This window comes from Corynebacterium sputi DSM 45148 (assembly GCF_000427865.1).
GTDB lineage: Bacteria > Actinomycetota > Actinomycetes > Mycobacteriales > Mycobacteriaceae > Corynebacterium > Corynebacterium sputi.
This window is the reverse complement of the sequence record NZ_ATYV01000005.1, coordinates 76,981-92,213: the sequence shown is the minus strand read 5'-3', so window position 1 is coordinate 92,213 and position 15,233 is coordinate 76,981. Positions and strand designations below refer to the sequence as shown.

Sequence of the window (15,233 nt, the reverse complement as noted above, 5' to 3'; positions counted from 1 at the left end):
GTTGTCAGACGCTGCGCCGCAAGGTCTCCGGATCAACCCCCAGGACTTCACCGACACGATCAGCACCGATCGCTCCCTCGCGCAGGATCAGCGGAGCGCCCTGTGTCAGGTCAACGATTGTCGATGCGGTGCCAATGGTTGCCTGTCCGGCGTCAAGGTACACAGATACGTTCTCGCCGAGCTGCTGCTTGGCGCGGACAGCACTCAGAGCAGGGTCCTGTCCCGAAATATTGGCTGAGGACACAGCCATTGGTCCGGTGCGGCGGAGAAGTTCGATGGCCACAGGATGCATCGGCATCCGCAACATGACGGTGCCCCGGGTATCGCCGAGGTTCCACGGCAGGCTGGGTGCCTGGTGGACAACGATCGACAGTCCCCCGGGCCAGAATGCTTCCACGAGGGCGCGGCTGTGCGCGGTGTGCTCACGGACGAGCCCCTCAATGGTGGTCCAGGAACCGACGAGGACCGGCACCGGCATGTCCGGCCCACGGTTCTTCGCCCGCAGCAGTGACTCGACGGCCGTGTTGTTGAAGGCGTCGCAGCCGATGCCGTACACAGTGTCGGTCGGCATGACCACAAGGCGTCCAGCGCTCACCGAATCAGTGGCGGCGGTCAACCCGCTCTCCAGGGTTTTCTCCGTCGAGCAATCGAAGATCCTGCTCATGTCTTCCCTTCTCTAGCCCCGGCTGCGGTCGCAACCGGAATCTGACGTTACTCTACCGCCGTGGTGAAACGGTCCCGTCCAGCGAGGTCACGGTGGACTCTCGGGTCGGTGAAACCGGCGTCGATGAAAGCCTGAGCCACTCCGCCGGCTCCGTCGTCGTCGTGTTCGACCGCGGTGAAGGAGGCGTCGTCAAGCAATCGTTTGATGTTTTTCATCATCGGACGGATCACATCGAGGCCGTCCGCTCCGCCAAACACTGCGTGATGAGGGTCGGCGCGGACCTCCGGGTCAACGGTGGTCGCTTCGGGCACATACGGGGGGTTTGATAGAACCGCCGTGCACCGACCAGTGAGCTCGGTGAGCAGTTCAGGATCAGTGGCATCGCCGGCGATAAACTCAACGGTCGAGTTCGTCGAGATCCGCTCAGCATTGCGCCGAGCCCATTCAAGCGCCACCGGATCCGCTTCCACACCAATGACCTGCACACCCGGAACCTGCGCAGCAATACCGAGGGCGATCGCACCAGAACCGGTGCACAGATCCACCACGAGATCCCCAGCCTTGAGCCGTTTGGCGGCCCAATCCACCAGCAATTCGGTCTCCGGCCGCGGCACAAAAACACCCGGCCCAACCAACAGGTCAAGATCCATCATTGGCGCAGTGCCGATGATGTGCTGCAAAGGCTCCCGCGCTTCCCGACGCCCAATCAACTCCGGAAACACCTGCACCAACGGGGAATCCACTGGCACGGTATCGCGCCTGGAAAAGATCAGTTGGGTGCGAGACCACCCGGTCGCGTGCAAGGCGAGTTGTTCGGCATCCGCCTCCGGCGACGGGCATCCGGCCCCGGAAAGACGGACGACCGCCGACGAGATGATCTCGCCGACGGTCAGGTCCGGATCGGTCACGAAGCCTCCAGTCTCTCCTGACGCTCAACGTCGTGAAGGGCCTTGAGCAGGTCCTCCATGTCGCCGCCGAGAACTGCGTCGAGGTTGTGGGCCTTGTAGCCGATGCGGTGATCGGAGACGCGATTCTCCGGGAAGTTGTACGTGCGGATGCGCTCGGAACGATCCATGGTGCGCACCTGCGAGCGACGGCTATCGGAAGCAGCGGCTGCGGTCTCTTCCTCCTGCATCTGCTTCAGTCGCGCGGCGAGCACCTGCATGGCACGCGCCTTGTTCTGAATCTGGGAGCGTTCCTTCTGACAGGTGACGACCAGGCCGGTCGGCAAGTGAGTCAGACGAACAGCGGAGTCAGTGGTGTTAACGCCCTGCCCGCCCTTACCGGAGGAACGGTAGACGTCGACACGCAGATCCTTGTCTTCGATCTCGATGTCTTCGACCTCGTCCGGCTCCGGGTAGACCAGCACGCCAGCGGCGGAGGTCTGGATGCGGCCCTGCGACTCGGTCACCGGGACACGCTGCACGCGGTGGACTCCACCTTCGAACTTGAAGACGCTCCAAGCGCCATCACGCGACGGGTTCTTTGCGCGGACCGACATGGTGAGGTCCTTGACGCCGCCCAGGTCAGACTCAGACACACCGAGAACCTCGGTGGTGAAGCCGTTCTTCTCTGCGTAGCGCTGATACATGCGGGCGAGCTCGCCGGCGAACAACGCAGCTTCCTCACCACCGGCACCGGACTTGATCTCCATGACGATGTCATCGCCATCGCTGGGATCGCGCGGAGCCAACAGGTCCGCAAGCTTCTCCTCAAGCTGCTCTTCTTCGACAGCAAGGCGCTTGGCCTCGGCGGCGAATTCTGCATCCTCAGATGCCATTTCCAAGGCAGCCTCACGGTCATCACGGACCTCGGCGAGACGACTGTGGGTCTGGATGATCGGCTGGAGCTCATTAAAGCGCTTCCCGACGCGACGAGCCGCAGCCGGATCATTATGCAGCTCTGGATCAGCGAGCTGAGCCTCCAGTCCGTGGTACTCAGACAGGATGTCGTCAACTGCACTTACTTGATCAGACATTCGTTCCTCCTCAGAGCATCTCGTCGACGTCAACGTCAGCGGCCATCGGTGCGGAGGACGCAATCTGAGTCATGAACTCCGCATTGTTCTTCGTCTTTTTCAGCTGCTTGATCAGCAGGTCGATCGCGGCTTGGGAATCAAGAGCCGAGAGGACTCGACGCAGCTTGACCATGACGCGGGCCTCATCCGGCCCCATCAGCAGATCTTCGCGGCGGGTACCGGACGGGTTAACGTCCACGGCCGGGAACACCCGACGCTCAGAGATCCGGCGATCGAGCTTCAGCTCAGCGTTACCGGTTCCCTTAAACTCCTCGAAGATGACGGTGTCTCCGGCAGAACCGGTCTCAACCATCGCAGTGGCGATGATCGTGAGCGATCCGCCTTCTTCGATATTGCGGGCAGCACCGAGGAAACGCTTCGGCGGGTACAGCGCGTTGGAGTCGACACCACCGGAGAGGATACGTCCGGACGCCGGCGACGAGTTGTTGTACGCACGGCCCAATCGGGTGATCGAGTCGAGCAGAACGACAACGTCCTTGCCCTGCTCCACCAAGCGCTTGGCACGCTCAATGGCGAGCTCTGCAACCACGGTGTGATCTGACGGCGGGCGGTCGAACGTCGAGGCAATGACCTCGCCGCGGACCGAGCGCTGCATGTCGGTGACCTCTTCCGGACGCTCGTCGACCAGGACGACCATCAGGTGGCACTCGGGGTTGTTCGTGGCAATCGCGTTCGCGATGTTCTGCATGATCGTGGTCTTACCGGCCTTGGGCGGGGACACGATCAGGGCGCGCTGGCCCTTACCAATTGGCATGATCAGGTCGATCACACGAGTGGTGAGCACCTTGTTGTCGGTCTCCAAGCGGAGCCGCTCGTTCGGGTACAGCGGAGTGAGCTTGCCGAAGGACTTGCGCTGGCGGGAAGCGTCCGGTTCCAGGCCGTTGATGCGCTCCACCTGGACTAGCGGGTTGTACTTCTTCTTGTTGCGGCCGCCACCCTGGGTGACCTGTCCGCTCTGGTTGCCGTCGCGTGGCATCCGAACCTGTCCGACGATTGCGTCGCCCTTGCGCAGGCCGAACTTTCGCACGGTCTGGGCAGAGACATAAACGTCATTGGATCCCGGGAGATATCCCGAGGTACGCAGGAACGCCGAGGAGTTGTCCAGAACGTCGAGAATTCCGGCGACCGGCTGCAGCACGTCGCCATCGCGCACGTCATCGGATCCCCCACCGGACTGCTGCTGGTTTCCCCCACCGTCACGACCACGACGATCGCGGCGGTTACGACGGTTACGGCGATTACGACCGTCCCCATCGTTATCGTCGCTCGGACCGCGGTTGTCCTGGTTCCGGTTCCCTTGGCCCCCGCCCTGGTTCTTCTGCTGGTTCTGGTTGCCCTGGCCGCCCTGATTTCCGCCCTGGTTCCGGTTGCGGTTCCGGTTCTCCTGCTGCTGTCCCTCGTTCTTTGCCGGGGACTGCTGCTGGTTGTCCTGCTGCTGGCCGTCCTGCTGGTTGTCGCGACCACGGTTGCGGTTGCGACGAGCACGGCGGGCCTGGGATCGAGACTGGTGACCGTCCTGGTCTGCCCTGTCATCCTGATCTGAGGATGCCTGAGCGGGCTTGTCTGCCTGGCTCGACTTCTCCTGCTCCGGTGCCTTCTCGGCCTTCTCCGGCTCCGGCTGCTTCTCCTGATTCACCGGCTTCTCCTCCTTGCGAGGAGTCTTAGCTGCGGCGGGCTTGCCCCCGCGGATTGCGGCGATCAGTTCGTGCTTACGCATGCCAGAGATTCCACGGATGCCCTTGCCAGCGGCGATCTCGCGGAGTTCGACCATGCGCAGCGCAGTCAAGTTTTCTGACTGGCCCTGGGCCGTCGTGTCCGTATCGGTCACGGATTTCCTTTCAAGGTGGTCCCCAACATCGGTTCGCCCCGTGTACGCGAGCTATCTCAGCGCACAACTCTCAAGGAGATGGAGGGTATGTGTGGCGTTGCAGCGGTGAGTGTCGTTCTCGCTTTGTCCGCACGCTGGCAGTTCCGCATCAGCAGGGGACGGGGCTGACTGCACCAGCCATCCCGGGCAACGGTACTCTTCCAACGGCGAACCCGCCAATGAGATTCAATGATACATACGTTCCGATTAGGCTGGTGGACATGCGCAGCACCATGCAGGAAATTCCGCTGTCGGTGTCGGGGATCCTCGAATACGGCCGGACCATCCACGGATCAACCACGGTTACCTCGTGGAACCGAGGCGAGCCAGAAACGCTGACCTTCGCCATGATCGGCGCCCGTGCCTCTGCACTGGCGCACGCTCTGCGCGACGACATCGGTGTGATCGGCGATGCCCGGGTCGGAACGGTGATGTACAACTGCGCCGAACACCTGGAGACATTCTTCGCTGTCTCGTCGATGGGCGCGGTCTTCCAGCCGCTGAACAAGCAGTTGATGCCTGATCAGATCGCCCACATCATCAATGAGGCGCAGGATGAGGTGATCATCGCCGACCCGACACTCGCCGAGACCCTGTTCCCGCTTTTCGAACACACCCCGGTGGTCCGTGCGGTCATCCTCATCGGTTCCGAGGAGTCTCACCGCGAGGCCGCGGAGTTCCTTCCGGAGGGCATTGAGCTGTACTCCTACGAAGCCCTCATCGACGGCAAGCCCAGCCATTTCGACTGGCCTGTTCTCGACGAGACCGATGGCGCTGCGATGTGTTACTCCACCGGCACTGAAGGTGCTCCCAAGGGAGTCGTCTACTCCCACCGTTCGCTGTACCTGCACTCGATGAGCATCCGGACGACAGATTCGTTTGCCATCACTCACGGTGAATCGTGGCTGTGCTGTGTGCCGATCTATCACGTGTTGTCCTGGGGCACTCCCCTGGCGGCATTCTCCTGTGGCGCCCCGTTGGTCTTCCCCGGCCCCGACCAGTCCGCGTCGAACCTGGCTCGGATCATCGAGACCTCGATGCCCCGAAATGCCCAGGGTGTTCCCACTCTGTGGATCTCCCTGTTCGTGCACTTCCTTAACAATCCGCCGGAGAGGATGTCGCTGCAAAACATCTACGTCGGCGGCTCCCCAGTTCCGCCTCGACTCATCCGGATGTGGGAAGAGCGATACGGCGTCGACGTCGTGCACCTGTGGGGCATGACTGAGACCTCACCGGTGGGAACTGTCGCCAGGCCTCCATATGGCGCCTCCGGTGAAACCCGCGAAAGGTACCGGGTCAGCCAGGGCCGTTTCGGGGACATCATGCAGTTCCGCGTCGTGGACGAGGACGGTGAAGTCCTAGAGCTCCATGACCGGAACCAGGGTGAACTGCAGGTTCGCGGTAATACGGTCACCGGTTCCTACTACTCCTCCTCCACGGAGGATGCAGAGTCATTCCGCGGCCGCGAGATCGAGCATCCCGACGAAAACTTCACCGACGACGGCTGGCTGCGCACTGGTGACGTCGGATCCATTACTCGCGACGGCTTCCTGACAATCCAGGACCGTGCCAGGGATGTCATTCGATCCGGTGGTGAGTGGATCTACTCCGCGCAGTTGGAAAACCTCATCATGTCGACCGCGGAGGTAGTCGAGTGCGCCGTTATTGGTGTGCCAGACAGCCGCTGGGGCGAGCGCCCGCTGGCGGTAACGGTCCTGGTTGACGACGTACCCACGGGCCTAGAGACCGTCGAGAGTATCCGAGAGCAGTTGAAGCCGAAGCTTCCGAACTGGATGATCCCGGAGTACTGGACTTTTGTCGACCACATCGACAAGACGTCGGTGGAAAAGTTCGACAAGAAGGACCTGCGGGCGCATCTCGCCGCAGGTGATCTTGATGTCATTAACCTCCCCGGCCCTGGGGCCGAGGAGGAGTAACTACTGCTGGACGGTGACCTTGACGCCCTCAGCGACGTCAAGCTTGTGCACCTTCATGCCGGATTCGCGTGCCTCGCCCAGGACGTGAGAGGGAACCTCTTCGGTACCCAGGACCAGACAGGTCGGGCCGGCGCCGGACAGGAACGCCGCGTATCCGCGGTTGCGCAGGCGGTTGACCCACTCTGCGGTCACCGGCAGCACCTCGGCGCGGTAGGTCTGGTGCAGTCGGTCACGAGTGCCCTCCCACAGCAGGTCCGGGCGCTTGGTCAGTGCGACGACCATGACGGACGCACGCGAGACGTTGAACCGGGCGTCGACATGCGAGACGTCTGACGGCAGCACCTGGCGCACCGCGTTCGTCGAAGCGTGGAACGCCGGGACCAGTGCGGTCGCGCTGATGTCCGGGTGCACGTCAATGCCGACAGCCTTGTACTGCGGAGCAGTCCGACCATCGACCGGCTTGTCGGTCCAACTGACCACGGCACCACCGAGCACGGAGGCTGCAGCGTTGTCGGGGTGTCCTTCGAAGACGGAGGATTCCTGGATGACCTCGTCGTCGGAAAGCGGGAAACCTGCCAGACCATTAGCCGCAGCGACACCGGCGACCGCGGCGGCGGCCGAAGAACCCAGGCCGCGCGACTGCGGGATGGTGTTGTGGCAAATGACCTTCAGGCCCGGAGCTTCCATGCCTGCGGCCCGCAGGCCAGCACGGATCGCGCGGACGACAAGGTTGGACTCACTGGCGGGCAGATCCTCAGCACCTTCGCCGTAGATCTCGACCTCAACGCCATGCTCGATGACCTCGACCTCAATGCGGTCGTAGACGCTCAAAGCCAGGCCCAGGGTGTCGAACCCCGGTCCCAGGTTCGCCGAGGAACCCGGGACGACGACCTCAACGCGCTGGCCGACGAGAACTTCTTGGGTCACTAGACGTCCATCCCCTCGATACGGATGACGGAGTTGACCTTCACCACGGAGTCGAGGCTCGCGAGCATCTCGACACAGCTCTGAAGCTGCTCTTCCTTTGCGGAGTGGGTGATGATCACCAGGCGGGCTGCAGAGCCCTCATGTGCGCGGGTGCCACCTTCCTGGCGGACCGTACGCAGGGAGATGCCGTTGTCGGCCAGACGACGGGAGATGTCAGCCAGCACGCCAATGCGGTCATCGACCTCAAGATCGATGTGGAAACGAGTCTCGACCTCACCGAAGGGCAGGATCGGCAGGTCCGCGTAGGTGGAGTCACCCGGGGCGCGGCCACCGAATACCTTGTTGCGCCCAGCGGCGACGAGGTCACCGAGGACTGCAGATGCGGTCGGGTTTCCGCCGGCACCATTGCCGTAGAACATCAGGCGACCGGCTGCGTCGGCTTCGACGAATACGGCGTTGAAAGACTCGCGGACGGTTGCCAGCGGGTGCCGGCGCGGGATGAATGCCGGGTAGACGCTGGTGGAGATGCCCTCCGAGCCGTCTTCCTGGATCACGCGCTCACAGGTGGCGAGCAACTTGATAGTGCAATCAGCGGCGTTGGCGGCGGCAATGTCCTCGGCGGTGATGGAGGAGATGCCTTCGCAGTGGACGTCATCAGAGGTGACTCGGGTGTGGAACGCCAGGGAGGACAGGATCGCAGCCTTGGAGGCGGCGTCATGGCCTTCGACGTCGGCAGTCGGGTCAGCCTCGGCGTAGCCCAGACGGGTGGCCTCGGCGAGCATCTCGTCGTAGTCAGCGCCGGTGGAATCCATCGCGTCGAGGATGAAGTTGGTGGTGCCGTTGACGATGCCGACGACCTTGTTCACCTGGTCACCGGCGAGGGAACGGCGCAGCGGGCCCACAACCGGGATCGCAGCGGCGACAGCGGCCTCGAAGAAGAGGTCGGCGCCGGTGGCGTCGGCAGCGTCGGAAAGCTCAGCGCCATGCGCGGCGACGAGCGCCTTGTTGGCGGTGACCACGGACTTTCCGGCGTGAAGCGCTTCCAGCACGACGCGGCGCGGGTAGTCGATGCCGCCGATGACCTCGACGACGATGTCGACGTCGTCACGCTCAATAAGAGTGAACGCATCATCAGTGAGCAGTTCGGGGTCCACGCCCGGACGCGGCTTGGACTTGTCGCTCACGGCGACGCCGCGGACCTCAATGGGTCCGCCGACGCGGCGCTCAAAGTCCTCGGCGCGCTCCTGCAGCAGGCGCAGGACCTGGGCACCGACGGTGCCGAGGCCGAGAATGGCGACGCCTACCGGCGATCCCTCACCTTTACCGGGGTTGTACGTGTTCTCGGTCATGACGGGCTCTCACACTCCAGGCTCAGAAGATCGGACAGGTTCTCACGGCGGAGAATCATTCGGGATTCCCCGTTCCGTACGGCGACCACAGGCGGTCGGGTCAGCATGTTGTAGCGACTTGCCATCGCATAGCAGTATGCACCAGTTGCTGCGATGGCAAACATATCGCCCTCGCGGATGTCGTCCGGATACATGGCATCAGAGACCAGGATGTCACCCGATTCACAATGCTTCCCGACGACCCGACTCGGCACACGCTCCCCCGCCACCGTACGTCCTACGATGCGGCCGTCGTACTCGGCGCTGTACAGCGCCGGACGGATGTTGTCGCTCATGCCGCCGTCGACGGACAGGTACCGGCGCGTGGCACCGGTGTCCACGTGCACGTCCTTGATGGTGCCGATCTCGTACACGGTGACCATCGACGGGCCGATCAGGGAACGACCCGGCTCGACGGCGACAGTCGGCGCTGGGATGCCAATGCGCGCGGCGAGGTCGTCGACAGCGCGAACGATGCGCTCAGCCAGAGGCGCCACGTCCAAGGGACGCTCCTCCGGGACGTAGGCGATACCAAACCCGCCGCCGAGGTCCAGGACATTGAAGTGCTCTGTGATGTCGGCGCCATAGCGGTTGATCAGTTCCTCAAACACGGCGAAGATGCGCTCGGCAGCGAGGATGAAGCCATCGGCCTCGATGATCTGTGAGCCGATGTGGCAATGCAGACCGATCAGGCGCAGGTGCGGGTTGGCCTGAGCCTTGTCCGCAGCGTTCAGCGCAGAGCCGGAGGCCAGCGAGAAGCCGAACTTCTGGTCCTCATGCGCAGTAGCGATGAATTCGTGGGTGTGGGCTTCCACGCCCGGCTTCACACGGACGATCACGTCCTGGATGACGCCAGCCTTCTCTGCTGCCTGGGCAACCCGGTCCAGCTCCGGCAGGCTATCCAGCACGATGCGGCCGATACCGGCGTCGATTGCGTCGGAGATCTCCTGACGGGACTTATTGTTGCCATGCAGCGTCATATCCGCGGCCGGGAAATCCGCGGCCAAAGCCACAGCCATCTCGCCACCGGATGCAACATCCAGGTGCAGGCCCTCTTCATGAACCCACTTCGCGATGGTCTTCGACAGGAAGGCCTTCGAAGCGAAGTGCACGTTCTGCGGACCACGGAACGCGGTCGCCATGTCGCGGCAGCGAGTCCGGAAGTCGTCCTCATCCAAAACGAAGACCGGAGTGCCGTACTCCTGCGCGATGGTGTCGAGGCCAACGCCGGCGATCTCCACCACTCCGTCCTCACGTCGGGAGGCGTTCTTCGGCCACACGTGGGCCGGCAGGGTGTTGAAGTCTCCGGTGTCCGGGAGGTTCAACCCTTCGTTATCAAATCCATTTCCGAGAATGACCATGCGTTACATCCTCTCCGGTGCGGTGACACCGAGCATCTCGAGGGCGTTGTGCAGCGTCTGCTTGGTCGCCATAGACAGAGCGAAACGAGCGCTGTGCAGCGGCTTCGCTTCCTCGTCCGACTTCGGCAGCACCTGGCAGGAGTCGTAGAAACGGTGGAAGGTGCCAGCCAGTCCTTCTGCGTACCGGGCAATGCGGTGCGGCTCGCGCAGTTCTGCTGCGGTGGCGACAACCTCCGGGAATTCAGCCAGGGTGCGGATGAGCTTGCCTTCGCGGTCGTGCGTCAGCAGGCCGTAGTCAGCGCCGTGGACGTTGACCTCAGACTCCTCGGCCCGGCGCGCCAGGGATGCGAGGCGGGCGTGGGCGTATTGGACGTAGTACACCGGGTTGTCGTTGGACTGGGAGGTCCACACCTCAAGGTCGATGTCCAGGGAGGAGTCGACCGAGGAGCGGATCATGGCGTAGCGAGCGCCGTCGACGCCGATTGCCTCAACCAGATCATCAAGGGTGATAACGGTGCCGGCGCGCTTGGACATGCGGACGGGCTTGCCGTCGCGGACGAGGTTGACCATCTGGCCGATGAGGACCTCGACGTCGTCGGCATTGTGGCCGAGCGCAGCCGCTGCAGCCTTCAGTCGAGCAACGTAACCGTGGTGGTCCGCGCCCAGCATGTAGATGGCCAGGGTGTGATCGCGCTGGCCCAGCTTGTCGTCGATGTACGCGATGTCTCCGGCGATGTAGGCGGCGTTGCCATCAGACTTGATGACCACGCGATCCTTGTCATCGCCGTACTCGGTGGAACGCAGCCACCAGGCGCCATCGGCCTCGTACAGGCGGTCATCGTTCTTAAGCTTCTCGACGGCCTTCTCCACAGCACCAGACTCAAACAAGGAGTTCTCGTGGAAGTACACGTCAAAGTCGGTGCCGAACTCATGCAGAGAGTCCTTGATGTGGGTGAACATCAGCTCCACACCATGGGAGCGGAAGACTTCCTGGATCTCCTCATCAGAGCGGCCGGAGGTGAGCACGTCCGGAACCTGCTTCACGACGTCTCCTGCAATGTCCTTGATGTAATCGCCGCCATAGCCGTCCTCCGGGGCCGGCTCGCCTTTGGCGGCAGCCACGAGGGAACGAGCGAAGCGGTCGATCTGGCCACCGTGGTCGTTGAAGTAGTACTCACGGGTGACCTGCGCGCCATTGGCAGTCAGGACCCGGCCGAGGGCGTCGCCAACAGCAGCCCAACGGGTGCCACCGAGGTGGATCGGACCGGTCGGGTTCGCGGAGACAAACTCCAGGTTGATCTTCTGATCGGACAGCGCGGAGCCAGTGCCCCAGGCAGAGCCAGCCTCAAGAATGGTTCCCACGAGCTCGCCCTGAGCGTCCGCCGCGAGGCGGATATTAATGAAACCTGGGCCAGCGACCGAAGTCTCGTCGATGCCGGGGTTGGCCAGGAGAGCGTCGGAAAGCCACTGCGCGACCTCGCGCGGGTTTGCTCCCGCCTTTTTGGCAACCTGCAGAGCCAGGTTCGTCGCATAGTCCCCGTGCTCCGGATTGCGGGGACGCTCAACCGTAATCTGGGGCGGAATCACCGCCGGATCGAGGTCGTGTTCGGTAAAGACAGAGGTAGCGACGCCATGAATCAGGTCGGCAAGTTCGGCGGGAGTCATGGTCAACCATGATAGCCCCATGGGACCGTACTATCGGTGTTAACCAACCCATCGGCGGGACCGCCACCACACAGCCCAGGCGATCCCCGTTGCAAGGAGTAGCCATGAAGGTAGCGCTTTTTGCCACCTGCATCGGTGACGTGATGTCCCCTAACGCCGTCTCAGCCACGGCGAAGGTCCTCACCCGTCTCGGATGCGAGGTGGTCTTTCCGGAGACCCAGACCTGCTGCGGTCAGATGCACGTGAATACCGGATACCAAAAGGAGGTGCTGCCCCAGCTCGACCGATATGCTGAGTCATTCCTCGATGACTCCATTGAATATGTGGTCGCCCCCTCTGGCTCCTGCGCTGGCGCGGTACGCCACCAGCACACGGGGATTGCTGAGCGTTTCGGCTCTTCCGCGCAGGTTGACGCTGCCAAGCGCACCTCGGCGAAAACTCTGGAGCTCTCGGAGTTCATCATCGATGTCGCTGGAGTGATTGATGTCGGCGCGCACTTCCCGCACCGCGTGACCTACCACCCCACGTGCCACAGCCTGCGCATTCTGCACGTGGGCGATCGGCCGACCACCCTTCTCCGTGAGGTCGAGGGCATCGAACTTCTCGATCTGCCCGCAGCCAAAGAATGCTGCGGCTTCGGCGGCACCTTCGCTTTGAAGAATGCGGAAACTTCCCAGGCGATGGTCTCTGACAAGACCGCTGCGGTGCGCTCAACTGGCGCTGAGTTCGTCACCGCCGGCGACGCCTCCTGCCTAATGAACATCGGCGGCGCCCTCAACCGCCAGTCCGGCGAAGGCGCACTTCCGGTGCAGTCCATTCACTTCGCGGAAATCCTCGCCTCTACCCGGCGCGATCCATGGACTCCTGAGGGCGCTGATGCACTGAAGCGAGACAAGGAGTCGATCTCATGACCCCCGTGAATCTGGGCCTGCCGGTCTACGCCTCAGAAGACGTGGGGAACCTGCGCGGAACGGAATCGTTCCCGAAGGCCGCCCGCCACGAGCTAAAGAACCGCCAGCTCCGTGACAACCTGCACAACGCCACCCACACCATCCGCGCCAAGCGTGCGGAAGTGGTCGATGAAAAGGATGACTGGCAGGCACTGCGGACCGCTGGTTCTGAGATCAAGCGCGACGTGATGGCACGTATGCCCGAGCTGCTGGAGCAGTTCGAAGAATCCGTCACCGAACGCGGCGGCATCGTCCACTGGGCGCGCGACGCGGTCGAAGCCAATGAGATTGTCACCCGCCTGGTCCAAGAGACCGGCGAGACCGACATCATCAAGGTCAAGTCCATGGCCACGCAGGAAATCGGTCTCAACGAGGCCCTCGAAGAGGCCGGCATCCACGCTCAGGAAACCGACCTTGCCGAACTGATCGTCCAGTTGGCCGATGACATGCCCTCGCACATCCTCGTTCCAGCAATTCACCGCAACCGCAACGAGATCCGCGAGATCTTCCTCGATGGCATCCCGGACGTGGACCCGAACCTGTCGAACAACCCGCCGGAGCTGGCAGAAGCCGCCCGCGTGTTCCTGCGCGAGCAGTTTATGAAGGCCAAGGTGGCCATTTCCGGAGCGAACTTCGGCATCGCTGAGACCGGCACCGTCACCGTGGTCGAATCAGAAGGCAATGGCCGCATGTGCCTGACCATGCCGGAGACCCTCATCACCGTGATGGGCATTGAGAAGCTCCTGCCGAAGTTCGAGGACTTAGAGGTCTTCTTGCAGTTGCTGCCGCGCTCTTCCACCGGTGAACGGATGAACCCGTACACCTCCCTGTGGACTGGAGTCACCGAAGGCGATGGCCCCCAGACGTTCCACATCGTCCTCCTCGATAACGGCCGGACCGCAGCACTGGGCGACGCCATCGGCCGCGAAGCCCTCAAGTGCATCCGCTGCTCCGCATGCCTGAACATCTGCCCGGTCTACGAGCGCACCGGTGGCCACGCGTACGGATCGACCTACCCCGGTCCGATCGGCGCCATCCTCTCCCCGCAGCTCACCGGCATGGACTCCGCCAAGGATCCGAACGCCTCACTCCCCTACGCGTCCTCTCTGTGCGGCGCTTGTTATGAGGTCTGCCCGGTCAAGATCGACATTCCCAGCGCTCTGCTGGAGCTGCGACAGCGCAAAGTTACCGAACACCGCCCGCCGGTCGAAGGCAAGATCTTTTCCGCCATGGCAATGATGATGGGCAACCGCGCTCTGTGGAACCGAGCCGTTCGCGCTGCCTTTACCGCTCGTCTTCTCGGTGCTCGCACCGGCGGTTACATCCCGTCGCTGCCTTCGTTCCTCAGTGGATGGACCGACGCCCGTGACACCCCGGTGCCGCCGAAGCACTCCTTCCGCACCAAGTGGGACAAGGGAGAGGTCGACCTCGACACTGAGCGCGACAACCAGATCCCCAGCAAGATCAACGGATTGGACGGACGATGAGTGCAGCGAAAACCGAGATTCTCCGCCGGATCCGCGAGGCCCAGCAGGCCACCCGTGGTGAGGACTGGGCCCAGGCGATCTTGGAGGGTGAGGCCATCCAACCCGGCGAGGCCTACCACGTTACTCGCGAGTACGAGACCGACCGGCACACCGACCGAGATACCTTGATCGAGCTTCTCGACGACCGTCTCGAGGACTACGGCGCCGCCATCATCCACTGCGACGCTGACGATGCCTCCATCGCTGCCGCGGTAGCCGAGCAGACCGCGTCCCTGTCGCGTATCGCGGTCCCTGCGGGACTGAAAGAGACATGGCTTAACGACGTCTCCTCCCACATCACCACCGACTCCACCCAGACCGACCCCCGGACTCTGAATGAGATGGACGGAATCGTCACCTCCTCAGCTGTTACCTCCGCTGAGACTGGAACGATTTTTTTGGACGGCTCAGCCGACAACGGCCGCCGTGCGCTCTCTCTCGTGCCGGATGTTCACATCTGTGTCGTGCCCATCGACACCGTGGTGCATGGAGTTCCAGAGGCGGTTAAGAGGCTCATTCCGACGAACCCGATCACCATGATTTCGGGCCCGTCTGCGACCTCTGACATCGAGCTAAATCGCGTAGAGGGTGTCCACGGCCCGCGGACGCTCATTGTCATCATTGCGGGATAAAGACCGGGTCAGTGAAGTTTCACTGGTGTGATTTCCACCCCTGTGTGAGGCGGTGATATATTGGCCCTCGTGCCTCACAAGGGCACACCCGCCTCCGTAGCTCAGTGGATAGAGCACCGGTTTCCGGTACCGAAGGTCGTAGGTTCGACTCCTATCGGGGGCACCACAAAGAAACCCGCTCACCAGTCTTTATGCTGGTGGGCGGGTTTCGTCGTACTCTAGCGCGACACCGATATGTAAAGAAGTTTTACATATCCCCCAAGCGTGGCCGACCCCCG

Annotated in this window: 12 protein-coding genes and 1 tRNA gene; 5 read left to right on the top strand and 8 right to left on the bottom strand. The window is 62.7% G+C overall.

From position 1 onward, the window contains the following. Positions 1-4: 4 nt before the first annotated feature. From YWU_RS0104260 to rho, 4 genes are read right to left on the bottom strand one after another with little or no spacing between them, the layout of a single operon-like run. Positions 5-664, bottom strand: coding sequence for an L-threonylcarbamoyladenylate synthase (locus YWU_RS0104260; protein WP_027019486.1), 660 nt, complete (start codon positions 662-664; stop codon positions 5-7). A gap of 47 nt (positions 665-711) precedes the next feature. Then, entirely contained in the window at positions 712-1,572 is an 861-nt protein-coding gene (gene prmC, locus YWU_RS0104255; protein ID WP_027019485.1) for a peptide chain release factor N(5)-glutamine methyltransferase, read from the bottom strand. Further along, entirely contained in the window at positions 1,569-2,642 is a 1,074-nt protein-coding gene (prfA, locus tag YWU_RS0104250; RefSeq protein ID WP_027019484.1) for a peptide chain release factor 1, read from the bottom strand. Before prfA ends, prmC begins: the two co-directional genes overlap by 4 nt. 10 nt (positions 2,643-2,652) lie before the next feature. Next, a complete protein-coding gene (gene rho, locus YWU_RS0104245) occupies positions 2,653-4,530 on the bottom strand; it encodes a transcription termination factor Rho (protein WP_027019483.1) in 1,878 nt (625 codons plus the stop codon). A gap of 260 nt (positions 4,531-4,790) precedes the next feature. Here rho and YWU_RS0104240 point away from each other — a divergent pair, with 260 nt between their 5' ends. Beyond that, positions 4,791-6,506, top strand: coding sequence for a long-chain fatty-acid--CoA ligase (locus YWU_RS0104240; RefSeq protein WP_027019482.1), 1,716 nt, complete (start codon positions 4,791-4,793; stop codon positions 6,504-6,506). Here YWU_RS0104240 and thrB read toward each other — a convergent pair whose 3' ends face one another. The 4 genes from thrB to argS are packed head-to-tail and all read right to left on the bottom strand — an operon-like array spanning position 6,507 to position 11,847. After that, positions 6,507-7,433, bottom strand: a complete 927-nt coding sequence (gene thrB / locus YWU_RS0104235) for a homoserine kinase (protein WP_027019481.1) — start codon at positions 7,431-7,433, stop codon at positions 6,507-6,509. Beyond that, positions 7,433-8,782 (bottom strand): homoserine dehydrogenase, encoded by a 1,350-nt coding sequence (locus YWU_RS0104230; protein WP_027019480.1) that lies wholly within the window; start codon positions 8,780-8,782, stop codon positions 7,433-7,435. The genes thrB and YWU_RS0104230 overlap by 1 nt, the downstream gene beginning before the upstream one ends. Beyond that, a complete protein-coding gene (lysA, locus tag YWU_RS0104225; RefSeq protein WP_034647029.1) occupies positions 8,779-10,182 on the bottom strand; it encodes a diaminopimelate decarboxylase in 1,404 nt (467 codons plus the stop codon). Before lysA ends, YWU_RS0104230 begins: the two co-directional genes overlap by 4 nt. Positions 10,183-10,185: 3 nt before the next feature. Then, a complete protein-coding gene (gene argS / locus YWU_RS0104220; protein WP_027019478.1) occupies positions 10,186-11,847 on the bottom strand; it encodes an arginine--tRNA ligase in 1,662 nt (553 codons plus the stop codon). Between the two features lie 104 nt (positions 11,848-11,951). On the opposite strand from argS, the gene YWU_RS0104215 reads away from it, so the two are divergent. The 4 genes from YWU_RS0104215 (at position 11,952) to YWU_RS0104200 (ending at position 15,121) form a co-directional block, all read left to right on the top strand. Then, positions 11,952-12,758 (top strand): (Fe-S)-binding protein, encoded by an 807-nt coding sequence (locus YWU_RS0104215; protein WP_027019477.1) that lies wholly within the window; start codon positions 11,952-11,954, stop codon positions 12,756-12,758. Continuing rightward, positions 12,755-14,284 carry a LutB/LldF family L-lactate oxidation iron-sulfur protein gene (locus YWU_RS15135; RefSeq protein ID WP_034647028.1) on the top strand — a complete coding sequence of 510 codons (1,530 nt, stop codon included), beginning with the start codon at positions 12,755-12,757 and terminating at the stop codon, positions 14,282-14,284. Before YWU_RS0104215 ends, YWU_RS15135 begins: the two co-directional genes overlap by 4 nt. Then, on the top strand, positions 14,281-14,955 hold the full coding sequence (locus tag YWU_RS0104205; protein ID WP_034647026.1) for a LutC/YkgG family protein: 675 nt from the start codon (positions 14,281-14,283) through the stop codon (positions 14,953-14,955). Before YWU_RS15135 ends, YWU_RS0104205 begins: the two co-directional genes overlap by 4 nt. A gap of 90 nt (positions 14,956-15,045) precedes the next feature. Then, positions 15,046-15,121 (top strand) — tRNA-Arg (locus tag YWU_RS0104200). The last annotated feature ends 112 nt before the right edge of the window (positions 15,122-15,233 follow it).

What these genes read in the sequence shown, in the direction of transcription:
- YWU_RS0104260 (WP_027019486.1), bottom strand. Translation starts at nt 664, where the DNA reads ATGAGCAGGATCTTCGATTGCTCGACGGAGAAAACCCTGGAGAGCGGG.
- prfA (WP_027019484.1), bottom strand. Translation starts at nt 2,642, where the DNA reads ATGTCTGATCAAGTAAGTGCAGTTGACGACATCCTGTCTGAGTACCAC.
- YWU_RS0104240 (WP_027019482.1), top strand. Translation starts at nt 4,791, where the DNA reads ATGCGCAGCACCATGCAGGAAATTCCGCTGTCGGTGTCGGGGATCCTC.
- YWU_RS0104230 (WP_027019480.1), bottom strand. Translation starts at nt 8,782, where the DNA reads ATGACCGAGAACACGTACAACCCCGGTAAAGGTGAGGGATCGCCGGTA.
- lysA (WP_034647029.1), bottom strand. Translation starts at nt 10,182, where the DNA reads ATGGTCATTCTCGGAAATGGATTTGATAACGAAGGGTTGAACCTCCCG.
- argS (WP_027019478.1), bottom strand. Translation starts at nt 11,847, where the DNA reads ATGACTCCCGCCGAACTTGCCGACCTGATTCATGGCGTCGCTACCTCT.
- YWU_RS0104215 (WP_027019477.1), top strand. Translation starts at nt 11,952, where the DNA reads ATGAAGGTAGCGCTTTTTGCCACCTGCATCGGTGACGTGATGTCCCCT.
- YWU_RS15135 (WP_034647028.1), top strand. Translation starts at nt 12,755, where the DNA reads ATGACCCCCGTGAATCTGGGCCTGCCGGTCTACGCCTCAGAAGACGTG.
- YWU_RS0104205 (WP_034647026.1), top strand. Translation starts at nt 14,281, where the DNA reads ATGAGTGCAGCGAAAACCGAGATTCTCCGCCGGATCCGCGAGGCCCAG.